This window comes from Streptomyces sp. NPDC093111 (assembly GCF_040683955.1).
Taxonomy (GTDB): domain Bacteria; phylum Actinomycetota; class Actinomycetes; order Streptomycetales; family Streptomycetaceae; genus Streptomyces.
Window position 1 is genome coordinate 119859 of the sequence record NZ_JBFBNW010000018.1, and the last position, 16743, is coordinate 136601.

The window sequence follows — 16743 nt, forward strand, 5'->3', positions numbered from 1 at the left end:
GTTCGTAGGGTCGGTACATGACCGTTGTGGACCAGATCCCGAGCGAGCCCGCCGACGCCCGTGGCCGTGTGGCCGAGCTGCACGAGCTGCGCGAGCAGGCTCGGCGTGGCCCGAGTGACCGAGCGACCGAGGCCCAGCGCGCCAAGGGCAAGCTGACCGCTCGTGAGCGCATCGAGCTGCTGCTCGACGCCGGTTCCTTCCAGGAGGTCGAGCAACTCCGCCGGCACCGCGCCAGCGGCTTCGGCCTGGAGGCCAAGAAGCCGTACACCGACGGTGTCATCACCGGCTGGGGCACGGTCGACGGCCGCACGGTCTTCGTCTACGCGCACGACTTCCGGATCTTCGGCGGCGCCCTCGGCGAGGCCCACGCCACCAAGATCCACAAGATCATGGACATGGCCATCGCGGCCGGTGCCCCGCTGGTCTCCCTGAACGACGGCGCCGGCGCCCGCATCCAGGAGGGCGTCTCCGCCCTCGCCGGCTACGGCGGCATCTTCCAGCGCAACACCCGCGCCTCGGGCGTCATCCCGCAGATCTCGGTGATGCTCGGCCCGTGCGCCGGCGGCGCGGCCTACAGCCCCGCCCTCACCGACTTCGTCTTCATGGTCCGCGAGACCTCGCAGATGTTCATCACCGGCCCGGACGTCGTCAAGGCGGTCACCGGCGAGGAGATCACCCAGAACGGCCTCGGCGGCGCCGACGTGCACGCCGAGATCTCCGGCGTCGCGCACTTCGCGTACGACGACGAGGAGACCTGCATCGCCGAGGTGCGCTACCTCCTGTCGATGCTCCCGCAGAACAACCGCGAGAACCCGCCGACCGTCGCCTCCGAGGACCCGGCCGACCGCCGCTCGGACGTGCTGCTCGACCTCGTGCCCGCCGACGGCAACCGCCCGTACGACATGCACAAGGTCATCGAGGAGCTCGTCGACGACGGCGACTACCTGGAGGTCCACGAGCGCTGGGCCCGCAACATCATCTGCGCCCTCGCCCGGCTGGACGGCCAGGTCGTCGGCATCGTCGCCAACCAGCCCCAGTCGCTGGCCGGCGTGCTCGACATCGAGGCATCCGAGAAGGCCGCCCGCTTTGTGCAGATGTGCGACGCCTTCAACATCCCGATCATCACTCTTCTGGACGTACCCGGCTTCCTGCCGGGCGTCGATCAGGAGCACGGTGGAATCATCCGCCACGGCGCGAAGCTGCTCTACGCGTACTGCAACGCGACCGTGCCCCGGATCTCGCTGATCCTGCGCAAGGCGTACGGCGGCGCGTACATCGTCATGGACTCCCAGTCCATCGGCGCCGACCTGACGTACGCCTGGCCCACCAACGAAATCGCGGTGATGGGTGCCGAAGGCGCCGCCAACGTGATCTTCCGCAAGCAGATCGCGGAGGCCGCGGACCCCGAGGCCATGCGCGCGCGCATGGTCAAGGAGTACAAGGCCGAGCTCATGCACCCGTACTACGCCGCGGAGCGCGGTCTGGTCGACGACGTCATCGACCCGTCCGAGACCCGCGAGGTACTCGCCAAGTCCCTCGCGATGCTCCGCACCAAGCACGCCGACCTGCCGTCCCGCAAGCACGGCAACCCGCCTCAGTAAGAGGAGCCCACCCAAGTGACCACGCCTGCCACAGCCAACCTTCTCCGCGTCGAGAAGGGTCACGCCGAGCCCGAGGAGCTGGCCGCGATCACCGCGGTCCTGCTCGCCCGCGCCGCCGCCCAGCCCGACGAGCACACGGCGACCGCCCACGGCCGCTCCACGGCCGGCTGGCGCCGCCTGGAGCGCGAGAACGGCTTCCGCGCCCCGCACAGCTGGCGCTGACGACCGCGACCGAAGGGCCCCGCACCGAACCGGTACGGGGCCCTTCGGCGTACCCGGCGGGACTCCGCGTACCCCTCGCCGTGCCCGGACACGGCGAAGGCCCCGTACACCGCGAACGGCGTACGGGGCCTCCGTACCTTCTCGGCCCGTCGGGACGGTTACCGCAGGCGCGCCATGAGGGCGTGCTCGACCAGGGTGATGAGCGCGCTCTTGGCGTCCGCGCGGTGGCGGGCGTCGGTGGTGATGATGGGGGTGTCGGGGCCGATCTGGAGGGCTTCGCGGACTTCTTCGGGGTTGTACGGCTGGTGTCCGTCGAAGCCGTTGAGGGCGATGACGAAGGGGAGGCCGGAGTTCTCGAAGTAGTCGACGGCGGGGAAGCAGTCGGCGAGTCGTCGGGTGTCGACGAGGACGACGGCGCCGATGGCGCCGCGGACGAGGTCGTCCCACATGAACCAGAAGCGGTCCTGGCCGGGCGTACCGAACAGGTACAGGATCAGGTCCTGGTCCAGGGTGATGCGGCCGAAGTCCATGGCGACAGTCGTCGTCGTCTTGTCGCCGGTGTGGGTGAGGTCGTCGATGCCCGCGGAAGCGGACGTCATGACGGCCTCGGTTCGCAGCGGGTTGATCTCCGAGACCGCGCCGACGAACGTGGTCTTGCCCACGCCGAAGCCACCCGCCACCACGATCTTCGCGCTGGTGGTTGAACGGGCCGCGCCGCCGTTAGAGCTTGCGAAGTCCACTGAGCACCCTTTCGAGCAGTGTCACGTCTGGCTGACCGCCGGCGGCCTCGTCGCCGCCCGGCTGGTGGATGGCGACAAGTCCGGCCTCCGCCAGGTCGGCGACGAGAATCCGGGCAACGCCGAGGGGGATGGAGAGAAGGGCCGAGATCTCCGCGACCGACTTGATCTCGAAGCACAGCCGGCAGATCCGCTGGTGCTCGGGCAACTGCCCCTGCAGCCGGGACGGATCGGCCGTCGTACTGACCAGCGCCTCGATGGCGAGCTGGTAGCGCGGCCGGGTCCGGCCGCCGGTCATCGCATACGGACGTACGAGCGGGTTGTGCCCGCCCGAGATGCCCTGACCGCCCGACCGGTGGCCCGGCGCGTGGGACGCGCTCGGGCTGCCGGCGGCGGAGGGCTGAGGCTGAGGCTGCTGCTGGTAGGGCTGAGGTACACCCTGTCTGCTCGGCGTGGAGGGAAAGTTGAACCGGTTCTGCGACGGGTCGCCCAGCGGCGCCCGGTGGGCATCGAAACCGTTGTAGGGGCTATTGCCCGGGGGTGTTCCCACGTCTCCTCCTCCTACTGCCTCGCGGCCCCATGTCCCTTGGAACCGCGCCACCGCACCCTACGGTGCGGTGACGAGAAACGCACTGTCTGTCTGTTAGTTGAGAAGACTTCCCTGAAGCTCCGCCCGGAGGTCGGGAGTCAGGACGCTTCCCGCACGATCGACCAGCAGTGCCATCTCGTAGCCCACCAGACCGATGTCGGCCTCGGGGTGGGCCAGCACGGCCAGCGAGGATCCGTCCGAGACCGACATGATGAAGAGGAAGCCGCGCTCCATCTCCACCACGGTCTGGTTGACCGCGCCGCCCTCGAAGATGCGGGACGCGCCCGCGGTCAGCGAGGTGAGGCCGGAGGCCACGGCCGCCAGCTGGTCGGCACGGTCCCGGGGGAACCCCTCGGACATCGCGAGCAGGAGTCCGTCGGCGGAGACCACCACCGTGTGGGACACCCCGGGGGTGTTGTCCACGAAGTTGGTGATCAACCAGTTCAGATTCTGCGCCGCCTGGCTCATCGGGCTCACACTAACGCTCCTGGTTGTAGGTACTACCCGGGCCGAGGCCCGATCCGTTCGTGTCCGTCCCCGCGTTGCGTCCCTGCTGGACACCGCGGCGCAGGTTGCTCAACCTGCCCCGCACGTCCTCGGGTGCGCGGGAGACCTGGGGGCCGCCCTGCGGGGTGTGCTCCGCCGATCCCTCGACCAGGTTGGCCTTGGGGACCCGCCGCGGAAGACCGGAGGGGGTGACCCCGCCCGCCTTGGGATCGCGGAGCTTCTCGGCCCGGGACCAGCGCTCGTCATTGGCGGAGCGCCAGTCCTCGGTGCCTTCTGTCTGTTCGGCGACCGGCTGCGCGGGCTGGGCCGGCGGCGCGGGCTGCTGAGCGGGCGGCGGGGTCTGCGACGCCTGCGGGGCGACGCTGCCACGGCGCGGCAGACCGGCGTCGGTCAGTGCGTGGCCGGCGTCCGGGGTGGGACTCTGCGTGGGACCCGGACGGTCGAAGCCTACGCGCTCGGGGGCCTGTTCGGGAGCGGCCTGGGCAGATTCCGATTCGGTCCCGAACTCCTGCGCGTAACCGTTCTGGTACGCCGTCTGCTGGGGCCACTCACCCTGCTGGGCCTGGGGTTCGTAGCTGTTCTCGTACGCCGGGTGGCCACTGGCCTGACCGTCGTACGAGGCTTCCGCATACGCCTGGTCCCGGTAGCCGTCGACCGGCTGCGCGTAGCCCTGCTGGGCCTGCTGCCCCTCGTAACCCTGCGGGGCGTAGCCGAAGCCGTTCTGCCCCTGCGGGTACTCGGCGGGGTAGCCGGCGTTCGGGTACTCGGCGTTCGGGTACTCCGTGGCGTACGGCTGCGCGTGCTCCGGCGCCTGCTCCTGCGGCGCGAAGCCCTGCTGCGCGGCGGCGGCGTCGGCCTCGTCCCGGTACAGCGGGTGGTCCCCGCCCTGCACCTGGGCCTCCAGGGTCGCGCGGCGCTCGTCGCGCTGCAGCGAGCGGTTCACCGGGTCGAGCTGCTGCTCCTCGGCCGGCTCCTCGTAGCGGGAGTCGTCGAAGCCGAGCTCGGCTGCGGTCCGCATCGGCTGGAGCTGCGGCTGCTGCGGCGCCTCGAAGGCCGACTGCTGCTGCGGGGGGATCATCTGCGAGACGGTGAAGTCGTCCTGCAGCGGCTGCTCGCCGCCACCGCCGTGCGTGATCGCGTCCGGCAGCATGACCAGCGAGGTCGTGCCGGCCTGCTCGCCCGAGGGGCGGAGCTGGACGCGGATGCCGTGCCGGTCGGCGAGGCGGCCGACCACGAAGAGGCCCATGCGCTGCGAGACGGCGGCGTCCACCGTCGGCGGGTTGGCCAGCTTGTGGTTGATGTCCGCGAAGTCCTCGGCGGTGAGGCCGATGCCCTTGTCGTGGATCTCGACCATCACGCGGCCGTCGGGCAGCCGGGTGGCGGTGACGCGGACCTTGGTCTGCGGGGAGGAGAACGTGGTGGCGTTCTCCAGGAGCTCGGCGAGCAGGTGCACGAGGTCGGTCACGGCCTGGCCGTGGATCTCGGCGTCCGGCACGCCGGCCAGCTCGATGCGCTCGTACTGCTCCACCTCGGAGGAGGCGGCGCGCATGACGTCGACCAGCGGGACCGGCTGGTCCCAGCGGCGGCCGGGCTCCTCGCCGGCGAGGACCAGGAGGTTCTCGCCGTTGCGGCGCATGCGGGTGGCCAGGTGGTCCAGCTTGAAGAGGTTCTCCAGCTGGTCCGGGTCGGCCTCGTTGTTCTCCAGGTCGGTGATGAGGGTCAGCTGGCCCTCGATGAGCGACTGGTTGCGGCGCGACAGGTTGGTGAAGATCGCGTTGACGTTGCCCCGGAGCATGGCCTGCTCGGCGGCGAGCCGGACGGCCTCGCGGTGCACCTGGTCGAAGGCGCGGGCGACCTCGCCGATCTCGTCCTGGGAGTCGATCGGGATGGGCTGCACGCGGGTGTCGACCCGGCCGGGCTCGGTACGGGACAGCTGGTCGACCAGCATCGGCAGGCGCTGCTCGGCGATGCCGAAGGCGGCGGTGCGCAGCTCGCGCATCGAGCGGCTCATCTGGCGGGCCATCATGCCGGCCAGGATGAAGGCGGCGAGCAGGGCGATCACGACGATGCCGCCGTTGACGTACGCGTCGGTCTGGGCGCCGTCGGAGATGTCGGCGGCCTCCGTCACGGCCTTGTCGACGAGCTCCTTCTCGACCTCGGTGTAGCCGTCGAACTTGCCGGTCGAGACGGCCAGCCAGGTCTCGGGCGTGATGCCCTGGGACTTCAGGCCGGCGAGCGCCTCGGGGTCCTTGGCGGAGCCGATCAGCTGGGCGACGCCGGTGTAGACGGAGTCGTCCTTGCCCTTCGGCAGCTCGACGCCGGCGCCGGCCATCTTCTTGGCGCCCTCGGCGGCCTTGCCGGCCATGACCTTCTTCAGCCGCTCGACGTCGGCCTCGGTACCACCGGACTGGAACTCGCCCAGGGCGATCTGCTCCAGATAGTTGTACGAGTTGAACGCAACCGACTGCTGCGCGAAGACGTCGTCCTTCTTGCTGGGACGCACGAGGAGCTGGGTGCCGATCGACCGCTGGAGCGACTCGGCGGCCTTCGCGAGCTGGATCGCGTAGACCGTACGGCCGTAGCTGGTGATGTTGCCGGTGCCCAGACCGAGCTCGTTGGAGAACTCCATCAGGTAGTGCTGGATGCCGGTGTAGCCGAGCTGGGTGTTCACCGGGTCCTGGGAGCGCGTGTAGGCGATCTCGCGCAGCGCCTCCAGCTTGGGCTCGGAGTCCCGGAACAGCTTGAGGCGCCGCTCCAGGCCCTGCCCGCTGGGCAGGTTCGTGACGGCCTCGTCGAACTTCACCTTGGCGGCGTCGGTGGCGGCGTAGATCTGGGAGACCTCGTCGTTCCGGCGGTCCTCGGCGGTCTTGGCCCTGAGCAGGGGAGCGGCGGTGAGGTCACGCTCGTTGAGCAGCGCCTGGCCGTACTCCGAGGCGGCGCGCACGATGAGCGCCGTCTTCTCGGCGTCCTGCGCCTCCTGCCAGGTGTCGATGGACGCCTTCACCTGGAAGCCGCCCATGACCAGACCGACGAGGACGGGTATGAGCAGGATCGCGTTCAGCCTGGTGGGTACCCGCCAGTTGCGCGGGGACAGCTTGCTCGTGCTGCCCTTGCGGCTCGGGGCCGGGGGCGTCACGGGCTCGTCCGCGGGCGACATCGCCGCGCGCGACGGCGGCGTGAAGTTGCCCCGCGTCTGCTGCTCCGCGGAGCTTTCCTTGCTTCGCCTCACTCGACCAACAACCTCTCGGCGTCGGCACCTACGTTGTGCCGGTGTTTCGTTCAGGGCCGTACTACTCGGGAGTTCATGAATTGCAGCACGTGAAGGGGGTCCCTTCCAAACAGTGCGAAGCAGCCGGTTTTTGGGCTTCACGCCAGAGATAAAACGGGCATAAAGAGCGAGCCCCGCCAAATGGCGGGGCTCATGTGAGCGCAGCGGCACCGATCGGATGCGTCGGGTGTCCGAGGCGCCCCAATTCTCTGTCGAAATGTTATGAACCCGGGGGCGGCCGTGTCGAAGGACACAGACCGCCCCCAAAACCTCTACGACAACTTCCGTATATCGACTTCTACTTGAGATGTACTACTTCAGCCGGGCCATCAGGGCGTGCTCGACCAGGGTGATGAGCGCGCTCTTGGCGTCCGCGCGGTGGCGGGCGTCGGTGGTGATGATGGGGGTGTCGGGGCCGATCTGGAGGGCTTCGCGGACTTCTTCGGGGTTGTACGGCTGGTGTCCGTCGAAGCCGTTGAGGGCGATGACGAAGGGGAGGCCGGAGTTCTCGAAGTAGTCGACGGCGGGGAAGCAGTCGGCGAGTCGTCGGGTGTCGACGAGGACGACGGCGCCGATGGCGCCGCGGACGAGGTCGTCCCACATGAACCAGAAGCGGTCCTGGCCGGGCGTACCGAACAGGTACAGGATCAGGTCCTGGTCCAGGGTGATGCGGCCGAAGTCCATCGCCACCGTCGTGGTGGTCTTGCCCCCGGTGTGGGTGAGGTCGTCGATGCCCGCGGAAGCGGACGTCATGACGGCCTCGGTCCGCAGCGGGTTGATCTCCGAGACCGCGCCGACGAACGTGGTCTTGCCCACGCCGAAGCCACCCGCCACCACGATCTTCGCGCTGGTGGTGGAACGGCTCTGCGATGCAGCGCCGCCGTTAGAGCTTGCGAAGTCCACTGAGCACCCTTTCCAGGAGCGTCACGTCCGGCGTGCCGCCGGCCTCTCCGTTGCCCGGCTGGTGGATGGCCACCATGCCCGCTTCCGCCAGGTCGGCGACGAGGATGCGGGCCACACCGAGCGGCATCGACAGCAGCGCCGAGACCTCGGCCACCGACTTCACCTCGCGGCACAGGTGGCAGATCCGCTGGTGCTCGGGGAGCAGGGTGGCCAGGTGCGCCGGGTCGGCCGTGGTGCTGACCAGGGCCTCGATGGCGAGCTGGTAGCGCGGCCGGGTCCGGCCGCCGGTCATCGCGTAAGGGCGGACCAGCGGCTGGTCGCCTTCAGCTCCGTACCCCTCGTCGAGCGAGGCGCCATACGGATCGTGAGAGGCGGGGGGCGGGGTCATGAATCCTCCGGGCGTGACAGCAGAGGGATCTGCCGTCTGATGGGGCCGGTGGGGGGCCGGGTGGGGCGGCCGGACGATGAACGGTCCGGGGGCGGCGCGGAGGGGCGCACCGCCCTGCGGTCGGTCGGGTACGGAGTACGAGGTCGGCGCCCGCTCAGTGGAGCAGGCTGCCCTGGAGTTCGGCACGCAGGTCCGGGGTGAGGACCGTGCCGGCCCGGTCCACGAGGAGCGCCATCTCGTAGCCCACGAGGCCGATGTCGCACTCGGGGTGCGCGAGCACGGCCAGCGAGGAGCCGTCGGAGACGGACATGAGGAAGAGGAAGCCGCGCTCCATCTCCACGACCGTCTGGGCGACGGGACCCCCCTCGAAGATCCGGGACGCCCCCGCGGTCAGCGAGGTCAGTCCGGACGCGACCGCCGCCAGCTGGTCGGCGCGGTCACGGGGGAAGCCTTCGGACATGGCAAGGAGCAGACCGTCGGCGGAGACCACCACCGTGTGGGACACCCCTGGGGTGTTGTCCACGAAGTTGGTGATCAACCAGTTCAGATTCTGCGCCGCCTGGCTCATCGCGCTCAACTAACGCTCCTGCTGGTGGGTCGGACCGACGTGGTGGGAACCCGTGGTCGAGTTGCCGGCCTGTCGGCCCTGCTGGATACCGCGGCGCAGATTCGTGAGCCGGCCGCGGACGTCGTCGGGTGCACGGGAGACCTGGGGGCCGGCCGACTGGGCCTGCTCCTGGGCGGTCCCGGGCACGAGGTTGGCTCGCGGCACCCGCCGCGGCAGCCCGGAGTCGGTGACGCCGCCGGCCGCGGGCTTGCGCACCCGCTCGGCCTGGCGCACCAGTTCGTCGTTGGGCGAGGTGCGCCAGGCGCCGCCGCGCTGCTGCGCCGCGTCCGGACCCTGCTGCTGCGGGGCCGCGGCGACGGGCTGCTGGGGGACGGCCGGGGCCGGGGCCTGCTGCCGGGGCTGCGCGGGCGCCTGGCCCGGTGCCTGACCCTGCGGCTGGCCCGGGACCTGGCCCGGGGCCTGGCCCTGCTCCTGGCGGAACCAGTTGGTCTCCAGCGTGTCGTACAGCGGGGTACGCCCGTCACCGGTGCTCGGCGCCGGCGGCAGGGCCTCCGGCTGGCGCGGCTGCTGGAGCTGCGGCTGCTGGGGCCGGCCCTGCTGCTGGTCCTGCGGCTGCCGGCGCGGGGCCGGGGCCTGCGGGGCCTGCTGTTGGGGCTGACCCTGCTGGGCCTGCTGACCCTGCTGCGGGGCCTGCGCCTGCGGCACGAACGGCTGGTGGCCGTACTGCTGCTGCTGGGGCTGCGGGGCCTGCGGCTGCGGGGCGCCGAAGTCGGGGCGCGGGAACTGGCCCGTGGAGCCGGGGCCCTGCGGGGCACCGAAGTCCGGCCGCGGGAACTGCGCGGTGGACGCCGGGTCCTGGACACCGCCCTGGTAGCCCTGCGGCACCTGGGGCTGCGGGGCCTGCGGCTGCGGGGCGCCGAAGTCGGGGCGCGGGAACTGGCCCGTGGAACCGGGGCCCTGCGGGGCGCCGGGCTGCGCGTAGCGGCCCGGGTCCGGCTCCTCGTGACCGCGCGGCGCGTCGAGCGGCGTCATGTCCTGCTGCGGCCTGCGGACCGGCTGCGCCGGCTCGTTGCCCCAGCTGGTGACCTGCGGGCGCTGCTGCTGCGGGCTGCCGCCCGGCAGCTCGGCGCGCGGGAAGCCGTTCGGACCCGGCTGGGGCTCCTGCGGGGCCTGCTGCTGCGGAGCCTGGCCGGCCGGCTGGCCGCCCCAGACGTCCGTACGGGACGGGATCGCGCTCTGCGCGCCGCCGACGAAACCGCCGGGGGCACCGAGGCCCGGACGCTGCTGCGGCTCGGGCCGCTGCGGCTCCTGGGGGACCTGCGGCAGCTGCGCCGTCTGCGGGCCCTGGGCCTGCGCGGGCAGCGGGCTGCGCTCCTGGAACAGGTTCGGGCCCTGCGGACCGCCCTGGCCCTGCGGACCGTTGGGGCGCTGGGCGCCGTCCCGGCCGGGCAGCGCGGTGCGGGGTCCGGGACCGGCGTTGAGCCGGCCGCCGGGAGCACCCGGGGCACCGCCCGGACGGCCGCCGGGAGCACCGGGGCCACCGGGCGCGCCGGGACCGCCGGTCAGCAGACCACCGGGGGCGGACTGGCCCTGCGGCATGGCGCCCTGGCCGCCGGCGCCGGGCTTCGGCGCGGGCTTCTTGCCGCCGTGGGCGACGTCGACCGGGAGCATGACGAGCGCGGTGGTGCCGCCCGAGTCGGACGGGCGCAGCTGGATGCGGATGCCGTGTCGCAGGGACAGGCGGCCGACCACGAACAGACCCATGCGGCGGGAGACCGAGACGTCCACGGTGGGCGGCGAGGCGAGCCGCTCGTTGATCGCGGCGAGGTCCTCGGGGGAGAGGCCGATGCCGGTGTCGTGGATCTCGACGAGCACCCGGCCGTCGGGCAGGGCGTGACCGGTGACCTTGACCTTGGTCTGCGGGGAGGAGAACGAGGTGGCGTTCTCCAGCAGCTCGGCGAGGAGGTGCACGAGGTCGTTGACGACCCGGCCGGCGACCTCGGTCGCCGGGACCGAGGCCAGCTCGATGCGCTCGTACTGCTCCACCTCGGACGCGGCGGCGCGCAGGACGTCGACCAGCGGGACCGGGCGGGTCCAGCGACGGCCCGGCTCCTCACCGGCGAGGACGAGGAGGTTCTCGCCGTTCCGGCGCATACGGGTCGCGAGGTGGTCCAGCTTGAAGAGCGAGGACAGCTGGTCCGGGTCGGCCTCGCGGGACTCCAGCTCGGAGATGAGCGAGAGCTGACGCTGGATGAGGCCCTGGGAACGGCGCGAGAGGTTGGTGAACATCGCGTTGACGTTGCCCCGGAGGAGGGCCTGCTCGGCGGCGAGGCGGACGGCCTCGCGGTGCACGTCGTCGAAGGCCGCGGCCACCTGGCCGATCTCGTCCCGGGAGTGCACACCGACGGACTCGACGGAGGTGTCGACGTCCTGCGGGTCCGAGTCCGAGAGCTGCTTGACCAGCTCGGGCAGGCGTTCCTGGGCGACCTTGGTCGCGGTGTCCTGGAGCCGGCGCAGCGAGCGGATCATGGACCGGGCCACGACGAAGGCGCCGACGAGGGAGACGCCGAGGACGAGGAGGATCAGCGCACCGTTGATGATGGCGTCGCGCTGCGACTCCTGGCGCAGCTCACGGGCCTTGCTCTCCATCTCGCCCAGCAGCGTGGCCTCGATGGTGTTCATGGCGTTGATCTTCGTGCCGTACTCGTCGGTGAAGTTCAGGTGACCGCGCTTGACGCGGTCGGACATCCCGCGGTCCGACTGGAGCACCCGCTCGGTGTACTTGTCGGCCGCCTCGATGGAGGGGTTGCCGCTGGTCAGCGAGCCGGTCAGCTCGTCCGCGTTGCCGCCGGTCGACTCGTAGATCGACTGGAAGGTCTTGAGCTCGACGCCCTCACTGTTGAGGGCGGCTTCGCCGTAGAGGCGGTCGCCGAGCTGGAGGCTGCCGGACTTGCTGTCGCTGGAGGGCAGCGCGGCGGCGATGATCGCCTGCTGGATGGAGGCGTACTCCTTGGCGGACGAGAACGCGGCGAGCGCGCGGGTCCGCTTGATCATCTCCGGGTTGCTGGTCGCCTGCGCCATGTCCTGGGACAGGCTGAGCAGCGAGCGGATGAGGCGGCTGTAGGCCTCGACCGTCACCGAGTGGGCGATGTTCTTCTCGTACGCGGAGGTGCGGATCGCACCGAGCTGGCTGACCTGCGAGGCGATCTGGCTGACGTTCTGCCGGATGCTGCGCAGCGACTCGTCGTCCTCGGTGGCCGGGATGTCGTTGGTCGCGTCGAGGAACGCCTTGTACGCGCGGTCGGTCGCCTTGCGCGGGTTGGAGATCTGGTAGTCGCTGACCGACTTGCCGTTGGCCAGCGGACCCGCCGACAGGTCGCGCTCGGCCTGCAGGGCCTGCGCGAAGTCGGTGGCCTCCTTGGTCAGCTTGGTGAGCAGCTGCATGTGGTCGAGCTGCTGCATGTCCTCGAGGGACCCGCTGATACGGATGCCGCCGAGGCTGGTCGCCGCGACCACGGGGAGGGTCAGCAGGGCCACCAGACGGGTGGAGATGCGCCAGTTGCGCAGGGCTATTCGCGGCCCGACCTCGTACTCCGTGCCGGCCTTGGGCAGCACGTTCTGCTCGGCGGACGCGTCGGCGGCACCGCGCGCGGCGGCGTCGTTCTCGCCCTGTCCCGGGTTCGGGGCGTGCGGGGCCGAGGAGCCGTGCTGGGCTCCGGCACGCGGCTCCTGCTCCGCCGGAGCTTCCCCTCGGCCCTGCCGGGCCTGGGAAGAGCCCGTGCCATCCCTCTTGAAACGTCCCTGCACTAGCGTCGCAACCTCTGGACCAGGCGTCCCTCCGCGTGAACGGAGAGGACGGTGTCGGCTTCGTGGGGCGCGTGCGCGCCCCAGTGGTGGTCGTCGGTGACCGGCGCAGATCCCCCTTCTCCGCCACTCGGCCGGCGCTGCGTTGCGCCCTCCTGCGCGCCGGCTTGAAAACCCGCGGCGGTGCGGGAATTCCAGCACAGTGCCGGATCTCCAACAAGGGCTGTCGGGCGTGGCGCGAAGGGGATGACCACGTGTGAACGACGTGTCACCCCACGTAGAAGATGATCAGGGAGGAATCGGGCGAATCGCTGCGAAGGGGTGAGGTGCGCGGGGTGTCCCAGTCGCCATGATCAGGAGCGGAATGGATCATTCAATGGCGTAATGTCCGTTTCGGTGACGACGTGTGGCGGTGCGTAATGCACCTTTTGCTCCCGTAGTGGTGAGCAAACTCACACGTAGTTCGTTGGATCGGCCAGGCATTCGCAGGGAATTGCATGTTTAGCCTGACGCTTTACAAAATGGGTGCTCCACCCCGCCACTCCCCAGACAAGGGTCCGACACCGCGATGAACACGACGCCCGTACTCCACACCACGGCCAACCCCCGCCGCGCCACCCTCGCCCACCTCGAGGACGCCGCCCAGCTCGGCCGCGGCGCCCAGCCCGAGTACGCCGTCCAGCTCCCGGGCCAGACGGCCAACCCGCGCCGCACCATCCTCATGACCGCCCCCGAGCCGTACCGCCCGGAGCGCTAGTCCCCGGCCCGCCCGGCGGGAAACCCGCAGGGTGCGGCCCCTCGCCGCGTTAGCCTGGAGCGTCAGACTCCAGCCAGTAGCAAGTGAGGGGCGACAGCACTCGTGCGCATCGCCAGATTCTCCATCGACGGCAACGTCGCCTTCGGCGCGGTCGAGGGCGAAGGGACCGTCGAGTCCGGCGGCCTGGTCCTCGACATCATCAAGGGCATCCCGTACACCGACTTCGAGCTGAGCGGCACCAAGGTCCCGCTCAGCAAGGTGCGGCTGCTGCCGCCCGTGCTCCCCAACAAGGTCGTGGCCATCGGCCGCAACTACGCGGAGCACGCCAAGGAGCTCGGCCACGAGGTCCCCGAGGTTCCGGTGACCTTCTTCAAGCCCACCACCTCGGTCATCGGCCCCGGTGACGCCATCGAGTACCCCTCCTTCTCGGACGAGCTGCACCACGAGGCCGAACTGGCCGTGGTCATCGGTCGCATGTGCCGCGAGGTCCCCCGCGAGCGCGTCAAGGACGTCATCTTCGGCTACACCTGCGCCAATGACGTCACCGCCCGCGACGTCCAGAAGCGCGAGGCCCAGTGGGCCCGCGCCAAGGGCTTCGACACCTCCTGCCCGCTGGGCCCCTGGGTGGAGACCGGCCTGACCCCGGCCGACGCCGGCGACCTGACCGTCCAGGCCACCGTCAACGGCGAACAGCGCCAGCTCGGCCGCACGAGCGACATGATCCGCTCCATCGAGGACCTGGTCGTCCACATCACCGAGGCCATGACGCTGCTCCCGGGCGACGTCATCCTCACCGGCACCCCCGCCGGGGTCGGCCCCCTCAACGTCGGCGACGAGGTCGCCGTCACCATCGAAGGCATCGGCACTCTCACCAACAAGGTGATCAAGCGTGGCTAACGCGATCCGCGTCCGTTTCTGTCCCTCCCCGACCGGCAACCCCCACGTGGGCCTGGTCCGCACCGCCCTCTTCAACTGGGCCTTCGCCCGGCACAACCAGGGCACCTTCGTCTTCCGCATCGAGGACACCGACGCCGCGCGCGACTCCGAGGAGTCGTACCAGCAGCTGCTCGACTCGATGCGCTGGCTCGGCTTCACCTGGGACGAGGGCCCGGAGATCGGCGGCCCGCACGCCCCGTACCGCCAGTCCCAGCGCATGGACGTCTACCGCGACGTCGCCGAGCGCCTGCTCGCCAACGGCAACGCGTACCCCTGCTACTGCACGGCCGAGGAGCTCGACGAGCGCCGCGAGGCCGCCCGCGCGGCCGGCCGCCCCTCCGGCTACGACGGTCACTGCCGCGACCTGACCGCCGAGCGGAAGCAGGCGTACGAGGCCGAGGGCCGCAGCCACATCGTCCGCTTCCGGATGCCCGACGAGGCGACCACGTTCACGGACCTGGTCCGCGGCGAGATCACCGTCCAGGCGGAGAACGTCACCGACTACGGCATCGTGCGCGCCAACGGCGCCCCGCTGTACACGCTGGTCAACCCGGTCGACGACGCCCTGATGGAGATCACCCACGTCCTGCGCGGCGAGGACCTGCTCTCCTCCACCCCCCGCCAGATCGCGCTCTACAAGGCGCTGATCGAGCTGGGCGTCGCCAAGGAGATCCCCGCCTTCGGCCACCTCCCGTACGTCATGGGCGAGGGCAACAAGAAGCTCTCCAAGCGCGACCCGCAGGCCTCCCTCAACCTCTACCGGGAGCGCGGCTTCCTTCCCGAGGGCCTGCTGAACTACCTGTCGCTGCTCGGCTGGTCGTTCTCGGCCGACCAGGACGTCTTCTCGATCGAGGACATGGTCGAGAAGTTCGACATCGCGGACGTCAACGCGAACCCGGCCCGCTTCGACCTGAAGAAGGCCGAGTCGATCAACGCGGACCACATCCGCCTGCTCGACGTGAAGGCCTTCGCCGAGGCCTGCGAGCCCTGGCTGGCGGCCCCGCACGCCAACTGGGCCCCCGAGGACTTCGACCGCGCCGCCTGGGAGGCCATCGCGCCCTACGCCCAGACCCGTGTGACCGTCCTGTCGGACATCACGGCCAACGTCGACTTCCTCTTCCTCAAGGAGCCGGTCCTCGACGAGGCCAGCTGGGCCAAGGCCATGAAGGAGGGCTCCGACGCCCTCCTCGTGACCGCCCGCGAGAAGCTGGAGGCGGCCGACTGGAACGACCCCGAGTCGCTCAAGAACGCCGTCCTGACCGCCGGCGAGGCCCACGGCCTCAAGCTGGGCAAGGCGCAGGCCCCGGTCCGCGTCGCCGTCACCGGCCGCACGATCGGCCTGCCGCTCTTCGAGTCGCTGCAGATCCTGGGCAAGGACAAGACCCTCGCCCGCGTCGACGCCGCCCTCGCCAAGCTGGCCGGCTGACACCCTTCGCACGCCCACGGGGGCGGCGCCCGGAACCCTCCGGCCGCCGCCCCCGCGGCGTCGTCGCACCCGGGGAGCCGAACCCCGCCGTCCGGCGGCCTTCCGGCGGTACGGTCGTCCCATGGGCATCCGCGCGATCCTCTGGGACATCGACGACACCCTCTTCGACTACGCCCGCGCCGACCACGACGGCATGAGCGCGCACCTCGCGGCCGAGGGCCTGGCCGACGGATACGACTCCGTCGGCCAGGCCCTCGGGCGTTGGAAGGAGCTCACCACGCTCCACTGGCGCCGCTTCGAGGCCGGCGGGGTGGACTTCCTCGACCAGCGCCGCGACCGGGTCCGGGACTTCCTCGCGCTGCCGGACCTGGGCTCCGCCGACGCCGACGCCTGGTTCGAGCGGTACCTGGCCCACTACGAGGCCGCCTGGGGGCTGTTCCCGGACGCCCGGCCCGTCCTCGACCTGCTCGCGGGGGAGTACCGGCAGGCGGTCCTGTCGAACTCCAGCATCCACAACCAGGAACGCAAGCTGCGCCTGCTCGGCGTGCGCGACCGCTTCGAGGCCGTGCTGTGCGCCGCGGAGCTCGGCGTCGCCAAGCCGGCCGCCGAGGCCTTCCACGCCGCCTGCACGGCCCTGGGCCTGCCGCCGGACCAGGTCGCGTACGTCGGGGACCAGCCCGACATCGACGCCCGGGGCGCGGCCGAGGCGGGGCTCCGGGGCATCTGGCTGGACCGCGCGGACACCGGCGGAAGACCCGAGCTGACCCGCATCACCGACCTCCACCAGCTGTCCCGTGTCCTGCGTGGGGATACGCGTTTTGGAGCACCGTCCACCTTCGGGTAATGTTCTTCCTGCGCCGAGGGAAACGGGCCGAAAGGCCGGAAAGTCCCGGAAGCGCAAGCCGAGCAAGAACCCTCCTCGGAGGGATCGCGCCCCGGTGGCCTATGGTGTAATTGGCAGCACGACGGTTTCTGGTTCCGTTAGTCTTGGTTCGAGTCCAGGTAGGCCAGCTCGCAGAGCTTCATCTGCACGTACG

Annotated in this window: 14 protein-coding genes and 1 tRNA gene; 7 read left to right on the forward strand and 8 right to left on the reverse strand. The window is 70.8% G+C overall.

The genetic code is table 11. The features are described from left to right. The first annotated feature begins 17 nt into the window (after window positions 1-17). Together AB0Q96_RS29315 and AB0Q96_RS29320 are read left to right on the forward strand one after the other, a co-directional pair. The gene (locus AB0Q96_RS29315) at window positions 18-1601 is read left to right on the forward strand and encodes an acyl-CoA carboxylase subunit beta (protein WP_365330648.1); all 1584 of its coding nucleotides are present in this window, start codon (window positions 18-20) and stop codon (window positions 1599-1601) included. 15 nt (window positions 1602-1616) lie between these two features. Next, window positions 1617-1823 (forward strand): acyl-CoA carboxylase subunit epsilon, encoded by a 207-nt coding sequence (locus tag AB0Q96_RS29320; RefSeq protein WP_365330650.1) that lies wholly within the window; start codon window positions 1617-1619, stop codon window positions 1821-1823. Window positions 1824-1981: 158 nt separating this feature from the next. Here AB0Q96_RS29320 and AB0Q96_RS29325 read toward each other — a convergent pair whose 3' ends face one another. From AB0Q96_RS29325 to AB0Q96_RS29360, 8 genes are all read right to left on the reverse strand, one after another. Beyond that, window positions 1982-2563, reverse strand: coding sequence for an ATP/GTP-binding protein (locus AB0Q96_RS29325; protein WP_046905430.1), 582 nt, complete (start codon window positions 2561-2563; stop codon window positions 1982-1984). Then, window positions 2544-3110 (reverse strand): DUF742 domain-containing protein, encoded by a 567-nt coding sequence (locus AB0Q96_RS29330; protein ID WP_365330652.1) that lies wholly within the window; start codon window positions 3108-3110, stop codon window positions 2544-2546. The genes AB0Q96_RS29325 and AB0Q96_RS29330 overlap by 20 nt, the downstream gene beginning before the upstream one ends. A gap of 93 nt (window positions 3111-3203) precedes the next feature. Further along, window positions 3204-3617: a roadblock/LC7 domain-containing protein gene (locus AB0Q96_RS29335; RefSeq protein ID WP_053725133.1), complete on the reverse strand. Its 414-nt coding sequence runs from the start codon at window positions 3615-3617 to the stop codon at window positions 3204-3206. Between the two features lie 10 nt (window positions 3618-3627). Beyond that, window positions 3628-6885: a nitrate- and nitrite sensing domain-containing protein gene (locus AB0Q96_RS29340; protein WP_365330654.1), complete on the reverse strand. Its 3258-nt coding sequence runs from the start codon at window positions 6883-6885 to the stop codon at window positions 3628-3630. A 351-nt stretch (window positions 6886-7236) separates the two neighbouring features. Then, on the reverse strand, window positions 7237-7827 hold the full coding sequence (locus AB0Q96_RS29345) for an ATP/GTP-binding protein (RefSeq protein WP_351671648.1): 591 nt from the start codon (window positions 7825-7827) through the stop codon (window positions 7237-7239). Next, the gene (locus AB0Q96_RS29350) at window positions 7808-8215 is read right to left on the reverse strand and encodes a DUF742 domain-containing protein (RefSeq protein ID WP_329424536.1); all 408 of its coding nucleotides are present in this window, start codon (window positions 8213-8215) and stop codon (window positions 7808-7810) included. The genes AB0Q96_RS29345 and AB0Q96_RS29350 overlap by 20 nt, the downstream gene beginning before the upstream one ends. Before the next feature lie 154 nt (window positions 8216-8369). Then, the gene (locus AB0Q96_RS29355) at window positions 8370-8783 is read right to left on the reverse strand and encodes a roadblock/LC7 domain-containing protein (RefSeq protein ID WP_046905435.1); all 414 of its coding nucleotides are present in this window, start codon (window positions 8781-8783) and stop codon (window positions 8370-8372) included. Window positions 8784-8792: 9 nt separating this feature from the next. Further along, on the reverse strand, window positions 8793-12590 hold the full coding sequence (locus AB0Q96_RS29360; RefSeq protein ID WP_365330656.1) for a nitrate- and nitrite sensing domain-containing protein: 3798 nt from the start codon (window positions 12588-12590) through the stop codon (window positions 8793-8795). 565 nt (window positions 12591-13155) lie between these two features. On the opposite strand from AB0Q96_RS29360, the gene AB0Q96_RS29365 reads away from it, so the two are divergent. The 5 genes from AB0Q96_RS29365 to AB0Q96_RS29385 all read left to right on the forward strand — a co-directional run bounded on the left by AB0Q96_RS29365 (window position 13156) and on the right by AB0Q96_RS29385 (window position 16717). Further along, on the forward strand, window positions 13156-13344 hold the full coding sequence (locus tag AB0Q96_RS29365; protein ID WP_365330658.1) for a hypothetical protein: 189 nt from the start codon (window positions 13156-13158) through the stop codon (window positions 13342-13344). Between the two features lie 102 nt (window positions 13345-13446). Then, on the forward strand, window positions 13447-14241 hold the full coding sequence (locus AB0Q96_RS29370) for a fumarylacetoacetate hydrolase family protein (RefSeq protein WP_365330660.1): 795 nt from the start codon (window positions 13447-13449) through the stop codon (window positions 14239-14241). Next, complete coding sequence (gene gltX, locus AB0Q96_RS29375; RefSeq protein ID WP_365330662.1) at window positions 14234-15706, forward strand: glutamate--tRNA ligase; 1473 nt, start codon at window positions 14234-14236, stop codon at window positions 15704-15706. Before AB0Q96_RS29370 ends, gltX begins: the two co-directional genes overlap by 8 nt. A gap of 121 nt (window positions 15707-15827) precedes the next feature. Then, window positions 15828-16550: an HAD family hydrolase gene (locus AB0Q96_RS29380; RefSeq protein ID WP_365330664.1), complete on the forward strand. Its 723-nt coding sequence runs from the start codon at window positions 15828-15830 to the stop codon at window positions 16548-16550. Between the two features lie 95 nt (window positions 16551-16645). Then, a tRNA-Gln gene (locus tag AB0Q96_RS29385) sits at window positions 16646-16717 on the forward strand. Window positions 16718-16743 lie beyond the last annotated feature (26 nt).